Raw genomic sequence first — 18,103 nt, forward strand, 5'->3', positions numbered from 1 at the left:
GTTAACTCGCGGCAAGGTATTCTGTCCCGGACGCGGCCGCTATCGCTCATCGTAGCGCTGGCTGCGCTTGCGCGAACCTGGCAGCTTTCGCAGAACGATTTTGGAAGACAATATTACGCCGCAAGCGTGCGCAGCATGCTGGATAGCTGGCACAATTTCATCTTCAACGCGTTCGACCCTGCCGGCTTTGTCTCTATCGACAAGCCGCCCGTGGCGATCTGGCTGCAAGTCGCCAGCGCCAAAATGTTTGGCTTTGGTGCGCTTTCGATTCTGCTCGCGCAAGTGATGGCGGGCTTGGCCGCGATCCTTTTCGTTTACGTTCTGGTGCAGAAATATTGGGGCAGGATGGCCGGAGCTGTGGCCGCGCTGGCGCTCGCGCTCAGCCCGGTCAATGTTGCCGTCGACCGCTCCAACAATACCGAGAGCTGTCTCATCCTGGTGCTGCTGGCCGGTGCATGGCTTGCAATACGGGCCGCCGAAACCGGCCGGCTCGCGATGCTCTGCGCCGCAATGGCTGCGATCGGCATAGGCTTCAACGTGAAGATGGGCGCGGCGCTGGTGCTGGCGCCAGTCGTGGCCCTGACGTTCAGCCTCGCCCGGCCGGCCGCGCCGATCACCTGGCATATCGGGCGACAGGCCATCGCGGGCGTCGTCCTTGTTGCCGTCTCGCTGTCTTGGGCGATCTTCTTTGATCTCGTGCCGGCCCGGGACCGGCCCTATGCGGGCAGCACCAAGCACAATTCGATGCTGGAGCTTGCCTTGGTGCATAATGGCGCGGCCCGCTTCCTCGCCACGAGTTCGGCAAACCCCTCCCCCGCCGTCTCGGGCGAGACGGCACCTGCAGGCGCGGAAGTCCGCTCGCAACCCGTTATGACGGATGACTCGCCAACCGGTCCACTCCGCCTGTTCCGGCCGAGGGCCGCAACACAGTTCGCCTGGCTGCTTCCGCTTGCGCTCGCAGGCCTCGTTTTCGCCTGGTCGGATGCATCGGCTCCGGCCACGCCGGCGTCACGCCGCATCGCCGCCGCCGTCTGGACCGGCTGGCTCGGGATGTACTGGATCGTGCTCAGCTTTGCGGGCGGACTGATCCACACCTACTACGTAGCCGTCCTCGGTCCACCGCTCGCCGTGTTTTCCGGCATCGCGGTCGCCGGGCTTTGGTCGAGGTGGCGGACGGGCAAGTCAGGGCAGATATACCTGCCGCTGATCATCGTAGTCACGGCGGCGTGGCAAGTTTATCTCTGCATCACGCAGTCAGAGACAATCGGATCTGACTGGCTCAGCCTGACATGGCTGACATCGATCGGGATCGCCACGATTTGCGCGGCCGTTCTCTATGTATTTCCGCTGCAGAACACATTATCGAAACTCTTCGCGGTCACAGCAATTGGCGCGCTGCTCGTTCCGCCCGCATTGACCTCCGCGAGCGTGGTTCTGCGGCGCCCGAACATAGCGGCGCCGGTTGCCAACATGAGCGCGCTGCTCGCACCGCCAGAGACTGAACGTGGGGCATTGCGGACATCGCGGCTGGAAGCCTTCCGCCAGAAACTCACCGGCTACCTGATCGCCAATCGCGAGGCCGCAAACTTTCTGGTCGCGGTTCCCAACGCGAACGTCGCCGCGCCGCTCATTATCTCGACCGGCCTGCCTGTCATGGCAATGGGCGGATATCTCGGCGACGATCCGATCCTGAAACCTTCCGACATCGAACGGCTGGCCTCGGATAGGAAACTGCGCTTCGTGATGCTTGGCGGATTTACCCTGGCGCCCGCGAAGCAGGCGGCGGCGCTCGAGCCGATCGCTCGATGGGTGCGTGCCAACGGTCGCCCCGTCGATCCAAAGTTGTGGCGCCTGTCGGGCCTTCGAGCAGCGCGCCCTACCGCATCAATCTCGGCAACGAGTGGGTAGAGGTTCCGCCGCCCGAACTGTTCGATCTCTGGGGTGCTGCGAACTGAGCCTACCCCATCATGTGTCAGCCTCGAAACCCGGAATCTCGAGATTCTCAGATGCGCAACTGCGCATCATAGTTTGCTTACGCGCCCCAGAATGACGGGGCCAAACACTGGCTTTTTGGCCATTTAGGCTATATCTGAGCCCCAGCCGCCGCCAGGGCGCCATTTCCACCAGCACTCAAGGTTCCATGAAGCCGCCGCGCAAGCTGCACATCAAGTCCTATGGCTGCCAGATGAACGTCTACGATGCGCAACGCATGGTGGATACGCTGGGGCCGGAAGGCTTTGTCGAGACTGAAAGCGCTGACGATGCGGATCTGGTGATCCTCAACACCTGCCATATCCGGGAAAAGGCGTCCGAAAAGGTCTACTCCGAACTCGGCCGGCTGCGCGTCGCCAAGGACGAGGCGGCACGCAACGGGCGCGAGATGCGCATTGCGGTTGCCGGCTGCGTCGCGCAAGCCGAGGGCGAAGAGATCATCCGCCGCGCGCCGACGGTGGACGTCGTGGTCGGGCCGCAGAGCTATCATCATCTGCCGCAACTCCTCGCGCGCGCGAGGAGCGAAGGCCGCGCGCTGGAAACCGAATTCCCGATCGAGGACAAGTTCGGCTTCCTCCCCGCTCCCAAGCCGGATGCAATCCGAGCGCGCGGCATCTCCGCTTTCGTCACTGTGCAGGAAGGCTGCGACAAGTTCTGCACCTTCTGCGTGGTGCCCTATACGCGCGGCGCGGAAGTCTCGCGCCCGGTCGCAAAGATCGTCGACGACGTGAAGCGGCTCGCCGACAATGGCGTGCGCGAGATCACCCTGATCGGGCAGAACGTCAACGCCTATCACGGCGAGGGCCCCGACGGACGGAGCTGGCCGCTTGGCAAGCTGTTGCACCGGCTCGCCGAAATCGAGGGCATCGCGCGGCTGCGCTATTCGACCAGCCATCCCCGCGACGTCGAGGACTCGCTGATTGCAGCGCATCGCGACCTCGCAGGCCTGATGCCGTTCGTCCATCTTCCGGTGCAGTCCGGCTCCGACCGGATTCTGGCGGCCATGAACCGCAAGCATACCGCCGATGACTATCGCCGCATCATCGACCGTTTCCGTACCGCCCGCCAAGATATTGCGTTTTCATCGGATTTTATCGTCGGTTTTCCGGGCGAAACTGAGGGAGAATTTGAAGCCACCCTCGCGCTTGTCATGCAAATCGGATACGCTGCGGCTTATTCGTTCAAATATTCGCCGCGGCCCGGCACGCCGGCGGCGGACATGCAGGAGACGGTGTCAGCGGCTGAAATGGACGAGCGATTGGTGCGGCTCCAGGAATTGATCGACAGTCAGCAATCGGCCTTCAACAGGGCCATGATTGGCAACACCGTCGATGTGCTGTTCGAACGCGCGGCCCGCAATCCCGGCCAGATCGTCGGCCGCACCGCTTATCTTCAGCCTGCGCACGTGTTTGCCTCGTCAGATATTATCGGACAGGTGCTGCCGGTCAGGATCGAGAGCCTTGAGCGTTACAGCCTGCTCGGCGAACTCGCTGATACCTCTGCGCGCGCCATCCGATCACCTGTTTCACACGTGACCGATTCTTCTCAATTGACCAATTCTTCTCAAAAAATCATGGGAGCCTGAACCCTTGCCAAAAAGCGCATCGGATTCTTCTTCGCTCGCTCCCAGCCGCAAATTTGACCGCGACATGCAACTTCCGCCCGAGACCCAGGTCGTCATCGATTTCGACGACAACCGCGCCGCTTCCGCCCTCGTCGGCCCTTACGGCCAGAACCTGGCGCTGATCGAACGGCGGCTCAGCGTTGTGGTCGATTCCCGCGGCAACCACATCACCATCGCCGGCTCGCGTGACGGCTGCGACGCCGCGCGGCGCGTGCTGGAGACGCTCTATGCACAGGCCGTGCAAGGCCACGACCTCTCGCAGGGCGAGGTCGAAGGCGCGATCCGCGCCGTCCTTGCGCAGGGCTCTCTGTTCGAATTCGACGCCAAGACCGCAAAACCCTCGTTCGAGACTATCAATCTGCGCAAGCGTCCGGTGCGCGCCCGCACCGCGGCGCAGGATTCCTACATCCGCGCGCTGAAACGCCACGAGCTGGTGTTCGGCGTCGGCCCGGCCGGCACCGGCAAGACCTGGCTTGCGGTGGCGCATGCCGCGCAATTGTTCGAACGCAAGGAAGTCGATCGCATCATCCTGTCGCGGCCCGCGGTCGAGGCCGGCGAGCGGCTCGGCTTCCTGCCGGGCGACTTGCGCGAAAAGGTCGATCCTTACTTGAGGCCGATCTACGACGCGCTGTACGACCTGATGGACGCGCGAGTGGTGGAACGTGCATTGCAGGGCGGAGAAATCGAGATCGCGCCGCTGGCCTTCATGCGCGGCCGCACTCTGACCAATGCCGTGATCATCCTCGACGAAGCGCAGAACACCACGTCGATGCAGATGAAGATGTTCTTGACCCGGCTCGGCGAGAACAGCCGCATGATCGTCACCGGCGATCCGTCGCAGGTCGACCTGCCGCACGGACAGGCTTCGGGACTTGCCGAAGCCTGCAAGCTGCTCGACAACGTCGACGGCATTGCGCAGGTGAAATTCACCGCGGAAGACGTTATCCGCCATGAGCTGGTGGCGCGGATCGTCGCCGCCTATGAGGGATTGCCGCAGAAACCGGCAACCGGAAAATCTTGACCGCAAACTCTTCGCGCCCGGACCTGCCGCCGGCAGGCCGGGGCCGCAACCCCAACATTGCAATGCAAACCGCTGGAACGCTTGTGTCCGTCCTTCCCCTCACCGAAGTTCTCGTCGTCGCCGCTTGCTGGCAGACCGAGCCGGAGGCCGAGGCGGTGATCCATCGCGCCATCAATGCGGCGGCCGAAATCGCCGATGCCGACGTCGGCGACACGGAACTTGCGGTCATGCTGACCGACGATGCCGGAATCCGCACGCTGAACAGCAACTGGCGCGGCATCGACAAGGCCACCAACGTGCTGTCGTTTCCGGCGCTGCAGCCGGCCGCGGGCGCGCCTGCGGACGCGCCGCGTATGCTCGGCGATATCGCCATCGCCTATGAGACCGCCCGGAAAGAGGCCGATGAGGAAGAAAAACCGTTCGATCATCATCTCAGCCATCTTGCGGTCCACGGGTTCCTGCATTTGATCGGGTACGACCACGAGAATGACGACGATGCCGAAGCCATGGAAGGTCTCGAACGGGAGATTCTCGCGCAGCTCGGCATTCCCGATCCGTATGCGGACCGGGAGCGGACGGACTGAAATGCCGGACTCCGACCCGATACAGGACAACCCGCGCGACACGCGCAACTTGCCCGTGGTGGTACAGGAAGGCGAGGTGCTGCGTCCGGCCGCCGCTGACAATTGGCTGATGCGGGCGATCCGCACCCTGTTCGGCTGGAGGGCTGGATCGGTGCGCGCCGATCTTCAGGTCGTGCTCGATGCTTCCACGCCCGATGATGTCGGCTTTTCCGCTATCGAGCGCACCATGCTGCGCAACATCCTCGGTCTCAACGAGCGGCGGATCGCCGACGTGATGGTGCATCGCGCCGACATCGTCGCGGTCAAGCGAGATATTCCGCTCGGCGAACTGATGAGCCTGTTCGAGAGCGCGGCGCATTCGCGGCTCGTGGTCTACAACGAAACCCTCGACGACCCCGAAGGCATCGTTCACATCCGTGACCTGCTGGCGTTCATGACCGCGAAGGCGCGCGTCGGCGATACCACCAGGCCCAAGCGCAAGAAGCCGTTCCCGGCGGGGCTCGACCTGCGCGCGGTCGACCTCGCAATGCCGCTGGCGGAGGCCAACATCATCCGCAAGCTCCTGTACGTGCCGCCGTCGATGCGGGCGATCGATTTGCTGGCGCAGATGCAGGCCTCGCGCATCCACCTGGCGCTGGTGGTGGACGAATATGGCGGCACCGACGGGCTGGTCTCGATCGAGGACATCGTCGAGCAGATCGTCGGCGAAATCGACGACGAGCACGACAGCGACGAGCCGCCGTCGATCGTCCGTCAGGGAGATAACGCCTTCATCGCGGATGCCCGCGCCAGCCTCGAGGATGCGCGCAAGATGATCGGCGAGGAATTCGTGACCGGCGAGGCGAGCGAGGAAGTCGCCACCCTCGGCGGCTATCTGGTGTCCCAGGTCGGCCGGCTGCCGGTGCGCGGCGAGGTCATTGCCGGTCCGGGCAATTTCGAGATCGAGGTGCTCGATGCCGATCCGCGGCGGGTCAAGCGGCTGCGGATCGGGATTCGGAAAGAACGCCCCGCGGCGCGCGCGACGCGCGAGCGAAGCCGCCGCGAGGCCACGCCCGACACCAGTGCGCCGCCGACTAACGACAATACGCCGCCGGCCTCCGGCGATGGAGCCGGCTCGCAGTGATCTCAACCAGCAAATTCCGCGCCGCGGGACTTTCGATCATCCTGGCCTGGGGCTGGAAGCGCGCAGCGATCGCGCTCGTTGCCGGCGCCATGTCGGCACTTGCGATGGCGCCGTTCAACGCCTGGCCGGTGCTGTTTGTGACGTTTCCGGTCGCGGTTTGGCTGATCGACGGCGCCGCGGCCGGAAAATGGCGCGGCCTGCCGGCGGCGGCGATAGCGGGCTTCTGGTTCGGGCTCGGCTATTTCGTGCCGGGGCTCTACTGGATCGGCAACGCCTTCCTGGTCGACGCGCCGACCTTTGCCTGGCTGATGCCGTTCGCGGTGCTCGGCCTGCCGGCCTATCTCGCCTTGTTTCCGGCGCTCGGCTTCGCACTGGCGCGGCTGATCTGGACGCGGGATGCGTCGCGGGTTCTCGCACTCGCGATCGGACTCACGGTCAGCGAATGGCTGCGCGGCTATATGCTATCGGGATTTCCCTGGAATGCCTTCGGCTACGCGCTATCGGAGCCCTTGGCACTGGCGCAGGCGGCGTCGCTGATCGGGCTGTGGGGCATGACCTTCCTTAGCGTTGCGATCTTTGCCAGCCCGGCGGCGCTGATCGACGGTTCATCGCGCGGCCGCAAGCCCTGGATCGCGCCGGTGGCGGCGCTCTTGCTGCTCGCGGCGATGGGAATTTACGGCGCCGTGCGGCTCTCGCTGCAGCCGACAGCCCTGACCAAGGTCAAGCTACGTATCATGCAGCCGAACCTGCAGCAGGACGTCAAATTCAACTATGGCGCCAAAGCGGAGGTGATGCAGAAATACCTTGCTCTGTCCGACCGCGCTTCAGGCCCGCAGTCCACTGGCGTGCGCGACGTGCAAATCCTGATCTGGCCGGAATCGGCTTTCCCGTTTTTTCTGACGCGCGAAGCCGACGCGATGGCACAGATCGCCGAGCTCCTGCCCAAGGGCACAGTGCTGATGACCGGCTCGGTGCGCGCTCCCGACGGCCCGCCCGGCGCCCGCGTCTCCCGCGCCTACAATTCGATCTATGTGATCGACCATGACGGCGGCGTGCTGTCGGTCTACGACAAGCTGCATCTGGTGCCGTTCGGCGAGTACCTGCCATTTCAGGAATGGATGGAAAAGCTCGGATTCGTGCAGCTTACAAAAGTCCACGGCGGCTTCATTCCGGGCACGCGGCAGCGCGCGATGGAGATCCCGAATGCGCCGCGCGCGCTACCGTTGATTTGTTACGAGGCGATTTTTCCCGGAACTGTTGCAGCGCGTGACGATCGCCCCGGCTGGATCGTCAACCTGACCAATGACGGCTGGTTTGGAAATTCGACAGGCCCGTACCAGCACCTGCAGCAGGCGCGGCTGCGAGCGATCGAGGAAGGTCTGCCGATGGTGCGCGCCGCCAACACCGGCATCTCGGCGGTGATCGATCCCTCTGGACGAATTGTGGCACAGCTCAACCTCGGCCTTGAAGGCGTGCTGGATGCCAGCCTGCCGACAGCGCTGTCGCCGACGGTTTATGCTCGCCTTGGAGATATCCCGGCGGCCGTGATTGTGGCCGCAGCCTTGTTGGTCGTCGTCAGGCGCCGCGTTGCGAAGCACGCTGCCTGAGATTTGCACATGACCGGTTGTCACTATTTACTAAAAACGCGACGCGCGCGGTTCCACCAGTTGACAGACGGCCTGCGATTCGCTTTCTGCGGTTGCAAGCCAAAAACAACAACCAGTCACCTCCGTTGCTCAGATCGTCCGCAATTCTACCCGATCCTCCGAGCAGGATATGACGGTACCGGCGCGCCTGAGGCATAGCATTTCCACTGCCTCATTCCCGGCGCGCAATCCTAGGAGTGATGCAGATGTCCACCAAAGCGCCCAATCCGGTCGACAAATATGTCGGCAGCCGCGTCCGGATGCGCCGCATCATGCTGGGCATGAGTCAGGAAAAGCTCGGCGAAGCGCTCGGCCTCACGTTTCAGCAGGTTCAGAAATACGAAAAAGGCACCAACCGGGTCGGCGCCAGCCGCCTGCAGCAGATCTCCGAGATTTTGCAGGTGCCGGTATCGTTTCTGTTTGATGGCGGGCCGAGCGGCATAGCGAATGCGGACGGGTTTGGCGACGGTGGCTCTCCGGCCTACGTGTCCGATTTCCTCGCGACGTCAGAGGGTCTGGCGCTGACACGCGCGTTCACGCGCATCACCGATTCCAAAATGCGCCGCTCCATCGTCGAATTGGTCGAGCAGATCGCGTCGCGCGACGGCCCGGACCCGCGTTGATTTCATCCCGCGCTGGTTTTGAGAATTTCGTATTCTGGAATATGCCGTCATTTCGCGCACGCATCGGCGCGGGCCCCACGATGTGCGATTGCGCATCGGGGCATGACGCCGTATCGGATACGACATGACGACAACCAATCCGTTCGATTCCGCGCCGATCCTCGAGGGCATTCGCCGCTGGGTCGAAATCGAGAGCCCGACCGAAGCGCCCGAGCAGGTCAACAAGCTCGCCGACCTCGTCGCTGAAGGCTATCGCGGCCTGCCCGCGACGGTGGAGCGGATCGCCGGGCACTCCGGCTGCGGCGATCACCTGGTGGCGCGCTCGGCATGGGGGCAGGGTGAACCGGGCATCCTGGTGCTGAGCCATCTCGATACCGTGCATCCGCTCGGATTCATCGAGCGGCTGCCATTCCGGATCGAAGGCGACAGCGCATTCGGCCCGGGCATCTACGACATGAAGGGCGGCGCCTATCTCGCCTATCATGCGTTTCGGCAAGTCAGCGCCAACAGTTCGAGGCCGCCACTCGGCATCACCCAGCTCTATGTCTCCGATGAAGAGATCGGCAGTCCGACCTCGCGCGCGCTGATCGAGGCCGAGGGCCGCAAGGCGAAATATGTGCTGGTCACCGAACCGGCGCGCGACGGCGGCAAGATCGTCACTGGACGCAAGGGCGTTGGCCGCTTCGAGGTGTTCATCAAGGGCGTGCCCTCGCATGCCGGCACGCGGCCTGAGGACGGCCGCAGCGCCATCCGCGAACTCGGCAACGTCATTCAAACGCTAGAGGCGATGAACGACCTGGTGCGCGGCATCACCGTCAATGTCGGCGTCGTCAGAGGCGGCACCAAGCCGAACGTGATCGCGGAAGAAGCCTATGCCGAGGTCGATTTGCGCGTGCCGACGATGGCCGATTCCGACGAGCTCGTTGCCAAAATCCTCAACCTGGAATCGCGCACCGAAGGCGTCACGGTCAAGGTGCTCGGCGAGTTGAACCGCCCTCCTTACGAAAAGAGCAATGCCGGCGCCGCACTCTACGAGCATGCCAAAACGCTGGCGGCCGAGATCGGCTTCGATCTGGTCGACACCTCAACCGGCGGCGGCTCCGACGGCAATTTCACCGCGCCGCATACCGCGACCCTCGACGGCCTTGGCGTTGACGGCCGGGGTGCGCATACCCATTACGAGCAGATGTACGTCTCCTCGATCGAGCCGAGAGCGCGGCTGCTGTTCCGGCTCTACCAGACGCTGCGATGATATCCGCCCCGAACGATACGGAAGATCGCGGCACCGCGCCCGATGACGGCGTGGCTACGCATACGCGCGGCTCGTTCTTCGGGCGCCGCAAGGGCCACAAGCTCCGCATCCACCAGGCCGACCTGATCGATAAACTGCTGCCGCATCTCGCGCTCGACATTGCGATGCCGGCGCCGGAGCGGCTTACCGATCTGTTCGATGGCGAGATCGGCGATGTCAGATTCGAAATCGGGTTCGGCGGCGGCGAACATCTGATCGCGGAAGCGCAAGCCTATCCGAACATCGGTTTCATCGGCTGCGAGCCGTATGTAAACGGCATGGCAAAAATCCTGACGCAGATCGAGGCGCACAATCTCCGCAATATCAGGCTCTATGCCGGCGACGCCGCGGAATTGCTGGCCTGGCTGCCGCCGCGTTCGCTGACGCGGATCGATCTGATCCATCCCGATCCCTGGCCGAAGCGGCGGCATTGGAAGCGGCGCTTCGTGCAGGACGCAACGGTGAAGGCGATGGCGCGCATCCTCAAGGGCGGCGGCGAATTCCGTTTCGTCAGCGACATCGACGATTACTGCGCCTGGACGCTGGCGCATCTGATGCGTTCGCCGGATTTTGTCTGGACCGCCGAGCGCGCCGCCGACTGGCAAAAGCCCTGGGAGGGCTACACCATGACGCGCTACGGCCGCAAAGCCGAGCGTGAGGGAAGAGTGGCGGCGTATCTGCGGTTTCGGCGGGTGAGCTAGATATGTCGTTCCGGGGCGATGCGCAGCATCGGACTATGGTGCGCAATTGCGCACCTGAGAACCTCGAGATTCCGGGTTCGCTTTGCGCCCCGGAATGAGGGAGGAAGCGTTAGATCGCTATCGCGTCTTCCAGAACTCGACGACGCGCTGGGCGGTCATGGGCATCAGGCGCACGTAGTTCACACGCGCACTTTCGATGTCGGCAGGCGATGCCGTTCGGTTCGGACCGAGCCTAAGGATGATCAGCGCGCGCACCGTCGCCCATTCGAGATCGATGGCTTTGCCGGCGATCAGGATCGGATCGTAGCGTTCGCCGCTGATCAGGCGGTCGAGGGTTTCAATCTTGACGCCGGTCATCGCCGACAGCGCGGCGATCGACTCCTCGTATTTGAAGGCCCTGGCAAAGTTGAGCAATGCGCCTTCGCCCAGCGCGCCTTCGCGATGGAGTTTCAGCACCGTGCGCTGCGCCGGCACGAAGTCGCGTCGCTCCTCGCGTTCGGACAGGCCGGTGATGGCGCTCATCGCCTGCTTGATGTCAGCCTGCCGCTCGGGCTTGACGACCTGGAACAGGCGGCGACGGATAATGTCGATGGAGCCGGAGAGCAACTCCTTCAATTGCTCCGAAGACAGATCGTCGCGCTGGCCGAGCCTGATCGTCAGCACGCCGTCCTGGCCGGCACGCTTGATCAGCGTCGAATAGCCGTTCGACGAAAAGGCCGCGCCCGCATTGCCGGCGGCGCGCCTGACCACCGCGCGGTCGCCGCGGGCGATCATGACGTCGGTGAGATGGGCCGAAAGCGTAGGCCGCTCCGCCATCGCCAGCAGATGACCCTGGCCCTTCATGGACGCAATTTCGAGCAGCATTTTTTCGTCGATAACCGGCGAGCGGCGCAGCAACGGACCCGCGATGGCGATCTCATCTTCATGGGCGAGTTGGCCAACCAGCCCACGCGGCGCATTCGCAAGCGTCGACAAGCGCTCGGCCAACTCGGCGCGCGCCTCGATCTCGGCATGAGGGACAAGACTGGTCAGAACGCCGTCGAACAGATCGACGTGATCGGGGCGGAAGCTTGCCGCACCCTGCAGGAAAAGCTCGCTAATACGGCGCGCGGCATCGGCGCGGCGCTTGGGGTCGCCACGACTGACGATGTCGTCGAGTTCCGGGATCAGCGATGGTGAAGCAATCATAAACCCACCCAAACCGGCCGAAATTGGCTGGTTTTCGGGAAATCTAGGCAGCGTTCATGAATGAAGGGTTAGACTTTACCCCGCTCTCAAAGCTTGGCAAAATCGGACTTAACGGGATTGCGGGCCTTGTCGGATTGCGGAAAAACCGCTATATCCGCGGCAACTTATGGTTCTCATACGATCGCGTATTGAGAGTGGGCCCCCCGGGACCCGCTCTTTTTTATTACCTGAACCTGCCTTGCCCAGAACGGGCCTCAAGGGCGGTTCGGGGAACCGGCCGGACCTCCGGTTAGGCCCGGCCTAAACCCATGCAAGTAAGACGCTTTTGACCCTGGACATGACCGATCCAAATGCTATTCCCGAGGATGCCGACCTCTTGGCCGAGCCCCGTCTCGTCGTCGAGCCGGGCGTGGCGGCGCGGGTATCGGCCGTTGCGGGGCCGGTCTTGCAGGGAATGGGCTACCGGCTGGTCCGGATCAAGATATCCGGCGACGCCGGCTGCACCGTCCAGATCATGGCCGAGCGGCCCGACGGCTCGATGCAGATCGAGGATTGCGAGGCGATCTCGCGGGCGCTGTCGCCAGTGCTTGACGTCGCCGATCCTATCGACCGCGCCTATCGGCTGGAGATATCATCGCCGGGCATCGACCGACCGCTGGTGCGCCGCTCCGATTTCGAGCGCTACGCCGGTCATCTCGTGAAGATCGAAATGGCGGTCGCCCATCAGGGCCGTAAGCGTTTCCGTGGTACGCTCGCCGGCGTCGAAGGCGATACCGTGCGGCTACATCGGGATGACACACGCGCGGACGAAGATGCCGACGTACTCTTGGTGATGGAAGACATTTCCGATGCGCGGTTGGTTCTGACCGACGAGTTGATTGCTGAATCGATGCGGCGCGGCAAGCAAGCCGAGCGCGAGTTGAAGCAGAATCTCGGGTTGGCGCCGCCGCCTCCGCCGCACGCGAAAAAGAGCGATCCGGCGAAGAGCAAGAAACCGAAGACCGGCAAAAAGCCGGAGCCCAAAAAACCTGAGCCGACCAATACAAAGAAACACCGCCTCGCTGCAGAAAGACTCCGCAGGGGCGAGATCGATCCTACCGAAGGAGACTAGACCATGGCAGTCAGTGCCAACAAACTCGAGCTGCTGCAGATCGCAGACGCGGTCGCCCGCGAAAAGTCGATCGACCGCGGCATCGTGATCGCCGCGATGGAAGATGCCATCGCCAAGGCGGCACGCGCCCGTTACGGCAGCGAGACCGACGTTCACGCCGAGATCGACGCCAAGAAGGGCGAACTCCGGCTGTCGCGCCACATGCTGGTGGTCGATCACGTCGAGAACTCGGCGAACCAGATTTCGCTGGCGGACGCGCAGCGCGCCAATCCGGGCGCCCAGGTCGGCGACACCATCGCCGACACCCTGCCGCCGCTGGAATATGGCCGCATCGCCGCGCAATCCGCCAAGCAGGTGATCGTGCAGAAGGTGCGCGAGGCCGAACGCGACCGGCAATACCAGGAATTCAAGGACCGCATCGGCGACATCGTCAACGGCGTCGTCAAGCGCGTCGAATATGGCAGCGTGATCGTCGATCTCGGCCGCGGTGAAGCCATCATCCGCCGCGACGAAATGCTGCCGCGCGAGGTATTCCGCAACGGCGATCGCGTCCGCGCCTATATCTTCGATGTCCGCCGCGAAACCCGCGGACCGCAGATCTTCCTCTCCCGCACCCATCCGCAGTTCATGGCGAAGCTGTTCGCGCAGGAAGTGCCGGAAATCTACGACGGCATCGTTGAGATCAAGGCGGTGGCCCGCGATCCCGGCTCGCGCGCGAAAATCGGCGTGATTTCCAGGGACTCCTCCGTAGATCCGGTCGGCGCATGCGTCGGCATGCGCGGCTCGCGCGTTCAGGCGGTGGTGAACGAACTGCAGGGCGAAAAGATCGACATCATTCCGTGGTCGCCCGACATCGCGACCTTCGTCGTCAACGCGCTGGCTCCTGCCGAGGTTGCCAAAGTCGTGATCGATGAGGACCGCGAGCGGATCGAGGTCGTGGTTCCCGACACCAACAACCAGCTCTCGCTGGCGATCGGCCGGCGCGGCCAGAACGTGCGCCTCGCTTCGCAGCTCACCGGCTGGGATATCGACATCCTCACCGAGCAGGAAGAATCCGAGCGCCGTCAGGCCGATTTCGAGAACTCGACCCGCGTTTTCATGGAAGCGCTGAATGTCGACGAAGTGGTCGGCCAGTTGCTGGCATCCGAAGGCTTCACGTCGGTGGAGGAACTGGCGCTGGTTGATGCCAAGGAATTAGCCGGCATCGAGGGTTTCGACGAGGAAACCGCCAACGAGCTGCAGAGCCGGGCGAAAGAATATCTGGAGCAGCTCGAAACCGAGCTGGAAAACAAGCGCAAGGAACTCGCCGTGGAAGATGCAATGAAGAAGGTCCCCGGCGTGACCTCGAAAATGCTGGTGAAGTTCGGCGAAAACGACATCAAGACCGTCGAGGATCTGGCGGGCTGCGCCACCGACGATCTGGTCGGCTGGACCGAGCGCAAGGAGGGCGGGGAGCCGACCAAGCATCCCGGCATTCTCGACGCCAACGAGATCTCGCGCGACGAGGCCGAACGCATGATCATGCAGGCGCGCGTCATTGCCGGCTGGATCACCGAGGCCGAGCTCGCCAAACAATCCGAGACGGCTGGGGCCACCGAAGACCAGACGGCGTAATGCGGGTGTTCCGCAAAACCGAATATCTTTTCTGCGCGCAGACCGTGCGCAGATGACTGGAGCGATCAAACAGGCATGCTTGCTTTGGCTGACCCCGATCTCGACCATGGGCCGCGGACCGACAAGTCCGCGACCATGCGGATGTGCGCGGTCAGTCGCGAGGTCCGCCCGATCGACGAGTTGATCCGGTTCGTTGTCGCCCCCTCGGGCGAGGTAATCCCCGATTTGAAACGCAAGCTGCCCGGCCGCGGCCTCTGGGTATCGGCCTCCCGCCGGATGGTTGCGGAAGCGGTGCGGCGTCACCAATTTAGCAGAGGGTTCAAGCGCGACGTCCGGGTCGCGGCGACCCTTCCCGCCGATACCGAGGCCCTGCTGGAGCGAAGCTGCACCGAGGCACTGGCCATGGCGGCCAAGGCCGGTCAGGTGATTTCCGGCTTTGCCAAGGTGGAGGGCCTGCTCGAACAGGGCAGGGCCGAAGTCCTGATCCACGCTTCCGACGGCGCGGCCGACGGAATCCGCAAATTGGACGCGATCGCCGGGCAAAGGGGCCGAAATATCGGTGAATCGCGGGATTTGCCGATCGTTACCGCTTTAACCTCGGCACAATTGGATTTGGCACTGGGCCGGTCAAATGTGATACATGCTGCGCTGCTCGCGGGCCCGGCGAGCAAAACGTTCCTGTCGCGCTGCCAGATCCTGGTTCGATACCGGACGGACGACGACGACAAGACCGGGATGGCGGCCAGAAATTCTGACTGACGAAGATTGGTTCCGAAGACCTGCTTCAATGATGGTGCGGAAAACGCACAACGCTAACGAGATTAGGACTGCTGAATGGTTGATACCAAAACGCCTGGCGACAAGACTTTGAGTGTTCCGACCAAGACCTTGACGCTGAAGCCGCGGGTCGAGACGGGCACCGTACGCCAGAGCTTCAGCCATGGCCGGACCAAGCAGGTCGTGGTCGAAAAGCGTGGCAAGCGCCGCGTCGGCGGCGACGCGCCCGCCACTGAGACGCATGCGCCCGAGCCGGCCGCCACCAAGGCGGCGCCCGCTGCAAAGGCTCCCCTCTCGCGCCCTGCGGCAACGCCGGGTGGCGCGCCGCGCAGCGGTTCGGGCGTGGTGCTGCGAACGCTGACGGAAGACGAGCGTTCCGCCCGCGCCAGCGCGCTGGCCGACGCCAAGATGCGCGAAATCGAAGAACGCCGTTTGGCCGAGGAAGAGGCCAAGCGCCGCGCCAGCCGTGAAGGCATCGAACAGGCCGAACGCGAGGCCGCCGAAGCCCGCCGCAAGGCCGAGGAAGAACGGCACCGCCTCGAAGAGGAAGCCAAGCGCAAGGCCGAAGTCGAGGCCAAGAAGCGATTTGGCGAGACCGAGGCCAAGCCCGCGGCGACGCCGGCACCCGCCACCGCGCGACCCGCCGCAGCCCGCCCGGCCGGCGCCCGTCCGGCGGCAGTGCCGCCCCCGCGCGCCCCGGGCGTTGCCGCCGACGGTTCCGACGAAGACGAAGGTCCGCGTCAGGTTCGGCGCGGCCCCGGCGGCGCCATTCGCCCCGTGGCCGCTCCCAAGACCACCCACAAGCCCGGCCCACAAAAAGAGCGCGGCCGCCTGACGGTGGTCACCGCGCTCAATGATGACGTGCGCGAGCGTTCGATTGCCTCATTCCGCCGCCGCACCCAGCGCCTGAAGGGCCATGCCTCCAACGAACCGAAGGAAAAGCTGGTCCGCGAGGTCACGATCCCGGAAGCGATCACCATCCAGGAACTCGCCAACCGCATGTCGGAGCGCGCGGTCGACGTCATCCGCCTGCTGATGAAGCAGGGCGCGATGCACAAGATCACCGACGTGATCGATGCCGATACCGCGCAACTGATCACCGAGGAAATGGGCCACACCGTCAAGCGCGTCGCCGCGTCCGACGTTGAAGAAGGCCTGTTCGACGTCGTCGACGATTCCACCGATACCGAGCCGCGCTCGCCGGTGGTCACCGTGATGGGCCATGTCGACCACGGCAAGACCTCGCTGCTCGACGCGCTGCGCCACGCCAACGTGGTGTCCGGCGAAGCCGGCGGCATCACCCAGCATATTGGCGCCTATCAGGTGACCTCACCGGAAAGCGGCAAGAAGATCACCTTCATCGATACGCCCGGCCACGCCGCGTTCACCGCGATGCGTGCGCGCGGCGCCAAGGTCACCGATATCGTGATCCTGGTGGTGGCGGCCGACGACGGCGTCATGCCGCAGACGGTGGAGGCGATCAACCACGCCAAGGCGGCGAAGGTGCCGATGATCGTGGCGATCAACAAGATCGACAAGCCCGACGCCAAGCCGGAACGCGTGCGCACCGAACTCCTGCAGCACGAGGTTCAGGTCGAATCGTTCGGCGGTGAAGTCGTCGACGTCGAGGTGTCCGCCAAGAACAAGACCAATCTCGACAAGCTGCTCGAGATGATCGCGCTGCAGGCCGAGCTTCTCGACCTCAAGACCAATTCGGAACGGCCTGCCGAAGGCACCGTGATCGAAGCCAAGCTCGATCGCGGCCGCGGTCCGGTTGCGACCGTGCTGGTGCAGCGCGGCACGCTCAGGGTCGGTGACATCATCGTGGCTGGCGCCGAAATGGGCCGCGTCCGCGCGCTGATCTCCGATCAGGGCGAGAACCTCGACGAGGCCGGACCTTCGGTGCCGGTCGAGGTGCTCGGCTTCAACGGCCCGCCGGAAGCCGGCGACCGCCTCGCGGTGGTCGAGAACGAAGCCCGCGCCCGCCAAGTGACGAGCTATCGCGCCCACCAGAAGCGCGAGAACGCGGCTGCCTCGATTTCCGGCATGCGCGGCTCGCTCGAACAGATGATGTCGCAGCTCAAGACCGCGGGCCGCAAGGAATTCCCGCTGATCGTGAAAGCCGACGTGCAGGGTTCGCTCGAAGCCATTTTGGGTTCGCTGGAAAAACTCGGCACCGAGGAAGTTGCCGCGCGCATCCTGCATGCGGGCGTCGGCGGTATCTCGGAATCCGACGTCACGCTGGCGGAAGGCTTCAATGCCGCGATCATCGGCTTCTCGGTGCGAGCCAACAAGGAGGCCGCGGCCGCCGCCAAGCGCAACGGCATCGAGATCCGCTACTACAACATCATCTACGATCTCGTCGACGACATCAAAAAGGCGATGTCCGGCCTGCTCGCGCCGACGCTGCGCGAAACCATGCTGGGCAATGCGCAGATCCTGGAAGTGTTCAACATTTCCAAGGTCGGCAAGGTCGCCGGCTGCCGCGTCACCGACGGCACCGTGGAGCGCGGCGCCAATGTTCGCCTGATCCGCGACAACGTCGTCGTGCATGAGGGCAAGCTTTCGACGCTGAAGCGCTTCAAGGATGAAGTGAAGGAAGTGCAGTCCGGCCAGGAATGCGGCATGGCGTTCGAGAATTACGGCGACATGCGCGTCGGCGACGTGATCGAGTGTTATCGCGTGGAGACGATCCAGCGCAGCCTGTAAGTCTGAACCTTACGGCTTCGTTAGAAGGATATTGAACTAGTTCGGCGTCATGCCCGGCCAAAAGCGCGAAGCGCGTCTTCGCATCGATGTGCCGGGCAT

Annotated in this window: 14 protein-coding genes; 13 read left to right on the plus strand and 1 reads right to left on the minus strand. The window is 63.8% G+C overall.

Annotation, left to right across the window (positions count from 1 at the left end; translation table 11 throughout):
• Positions 1-135: 135 nt before the first annotated feature.
• The 9 genes from RX328_RS00165 (at position 136) to trmB (ending at position 10,605) form a co-directional block, all read left to right on the plus strand.
• Positions 136-1,908 (plus strand): glycosyltransferase family 39 protein, encoded by a 1,773-nt coding sequence (locus tag RX328_RS00165; protein WP_213252779.1) that lies wholly within the window; start codon positions 136-138, stop codon positions 1,906-1,908.
• Positions 1,909-2,140: 232 nt separating this feature from the next.
• Positions 2,141-3,577 carry a tRNA (N6-isopentenyl adenosine(37)-C2)-methylthiotransferase MiaB gene (gene miaB / locus RX328_RS00170; RefSeq protein ID WP_213252778.1) on the plus strand — a complete coding sequence of 479 codons (1,437 nt, stop codon included), beginning with the start codon at positions 2,141-2,143 and terminating at the stop codon, positions 3,575-3,577.
• 4 nt (positions 3,578-3,581) lie between these two features.
• Complete coding sequence (locus RX328_RS00175) at positions 3,582-4,637, plus strand: PhoH family protein (protein WP_213252777.1); 1,056 nt, start codon at positions 3,582-3,584, stop codon at positions 4,635-4,637.
• An 83-nt stretch (positions 4,638-4,720) separates the two neighbouring features.
• Positions 4,721-5,221: an rRNA maturation RNase YbeY gene (ybeY, locus tag RX328_RS00180; RefSeq protein WP_409410832.1), complete on the plus strand. Its 501-nt coding sequence runs from the start codon at positions 4,721-4,723 to the stop codon at positions 5,219-5,221.
• 1 nt (position 5,222) lies between these two features.
• A complete protein-coding gene (locus RX328_RS00185; RefSeq protein WP_409410831.1) occupies positions 5,223-6,344 on the plus strand; it encodes a hemolysin family protein in 1,122 nt (373 codons plus the stop codon).
• Positions 6,341-7,951: an apolipoprotein N-acyltransferase gene (gene lnt, locus RX328_RS00190; RefSeq protein ID WP_213252775.1), complete on the plus strand. Its 1,611-nt coding sequence runs from the start codon at positions 6,341-6,343 to the stop codon at positions 7,949-7,951. The genes RX328_RS00185 and lnt overlap by 4 nt, the downstream gene beginning before the upstream one ends.
• A 245-nt stretch (positions 7,952-8,196) precedes the next feature.
• A complete protein-coding gene (locus tag RX328_RS00195; protein ID WP_213252774.1) occupies positions 8,197-8,613 on the plus strand; it encodes a helix-turn-helix domain-containing protein in 417 nt (138 codons plus the stop codon).
• 124 nt (positions 8,614-8,737) lie between these two features.
• Positions 8,738-9,865, plus strand: a complete 1,128-nt coding sequence (locus tag RX328_RS00200) for a M20 family metallopeptidase (protein WP_213252773.1) — start codon at positions 8,738-8,740, stop codon at positions 9,863-9,865.
• Entirely contained in the window at positions 9,862-10,605 is a 744-nt protein-coding gene (gene trmB / locus RX328_RS00205) for a tRNA (guanosine(46)-N7)-methyltransferase TrmB (protein WP_213252772.1), read from the plus strand. Before RX328_RS00200 ends, trmB begins: the two co-directional genes overlap by 4 nt.
• 117 nt (positions 10,606-10,722) lie before the next feature.
• Here the strand turns inward: trmB and RX328_RS00210 are convergent, their stop codons facing one another.
• The gene (locus RX328_RS00210; protein WP_213252771.1) at positions 10,723-11,793 is read right to left on the minus strand and encodes a DUF2336 domain-containing protein; all 1,071 of its coding nucleotides are present in this window, start codon (positions 11,791-11,793) and stop codon (positions 10,723-10,725) included.
• A gap of 337 nt (positions 11,794-12,130) precedes the next feature.
• On the opposite strand from RX328_RS00210, the gene rimP reads away from it, so the two are divergent.
• The 4 genes from rimP to infB all read left to right on the plus strand — a co-directional run bounded on the left by rimP (position 12,131) and on the right by infB (position 18,004).
• Positions 12,131-12,904 carry a ribosome maturation factor RimP gene (gene rimP, locus RX328_RS00215; protein WP_213252770.1) on the plus strand — a complete coding sequence of 258 codons (774 nt, stop codon included), beginning with the start codon at positions 12,131-12,133 and terminating at the stop codon, positions 12,902-12,904.
• 3 nt (positions 12,905-12,907) lie between these two features.
• A complete protein-coding gene (nusA, locus tag RX328_RS00220) occupies positions 12,908-14,518 on the plus strand; it encodes a transcription termination factor NusA (RefSeq protein ID WP_213252769.1) in 1,611 nt (536 codons plus the stop codon).
• A 75-nt stretch (positions 14,519-14,593) separates the two neighbouring features.
• Positions 14,594-15,277, plus strand: a complete 684-nt coding sequence (locus tag RX328_RS00225) for an RNA-binding protein (protein ID WP_213252768.1) — start codon at positions 14,594-14,596, stop codon at positions 15,275-15,277.
• 75 nt (positions 15,278-15,352) lie between these two features.
• A complete protein-coding gene (gene infB / locus RX328_RS00230; RefSeq protein ID WP_213252767.1) occupies positions 15,353-18,004 on the plus strand; it encodes a translation initiation factor IF-2 in 2,652 nt (883 codons plus the stop codon).
• Positions 18,005-18,103: the final 99 nt, after the last annotated feature.

The organism is Bradyrhizobium sp. sBnM-33 (assembly GCF_032917945.1).
GTDB lineage: Bacteria > Pseudomonadota > Alphaproteobacteria > Rhizobiales > Xanthobacteraceae > Bradyrhizobium.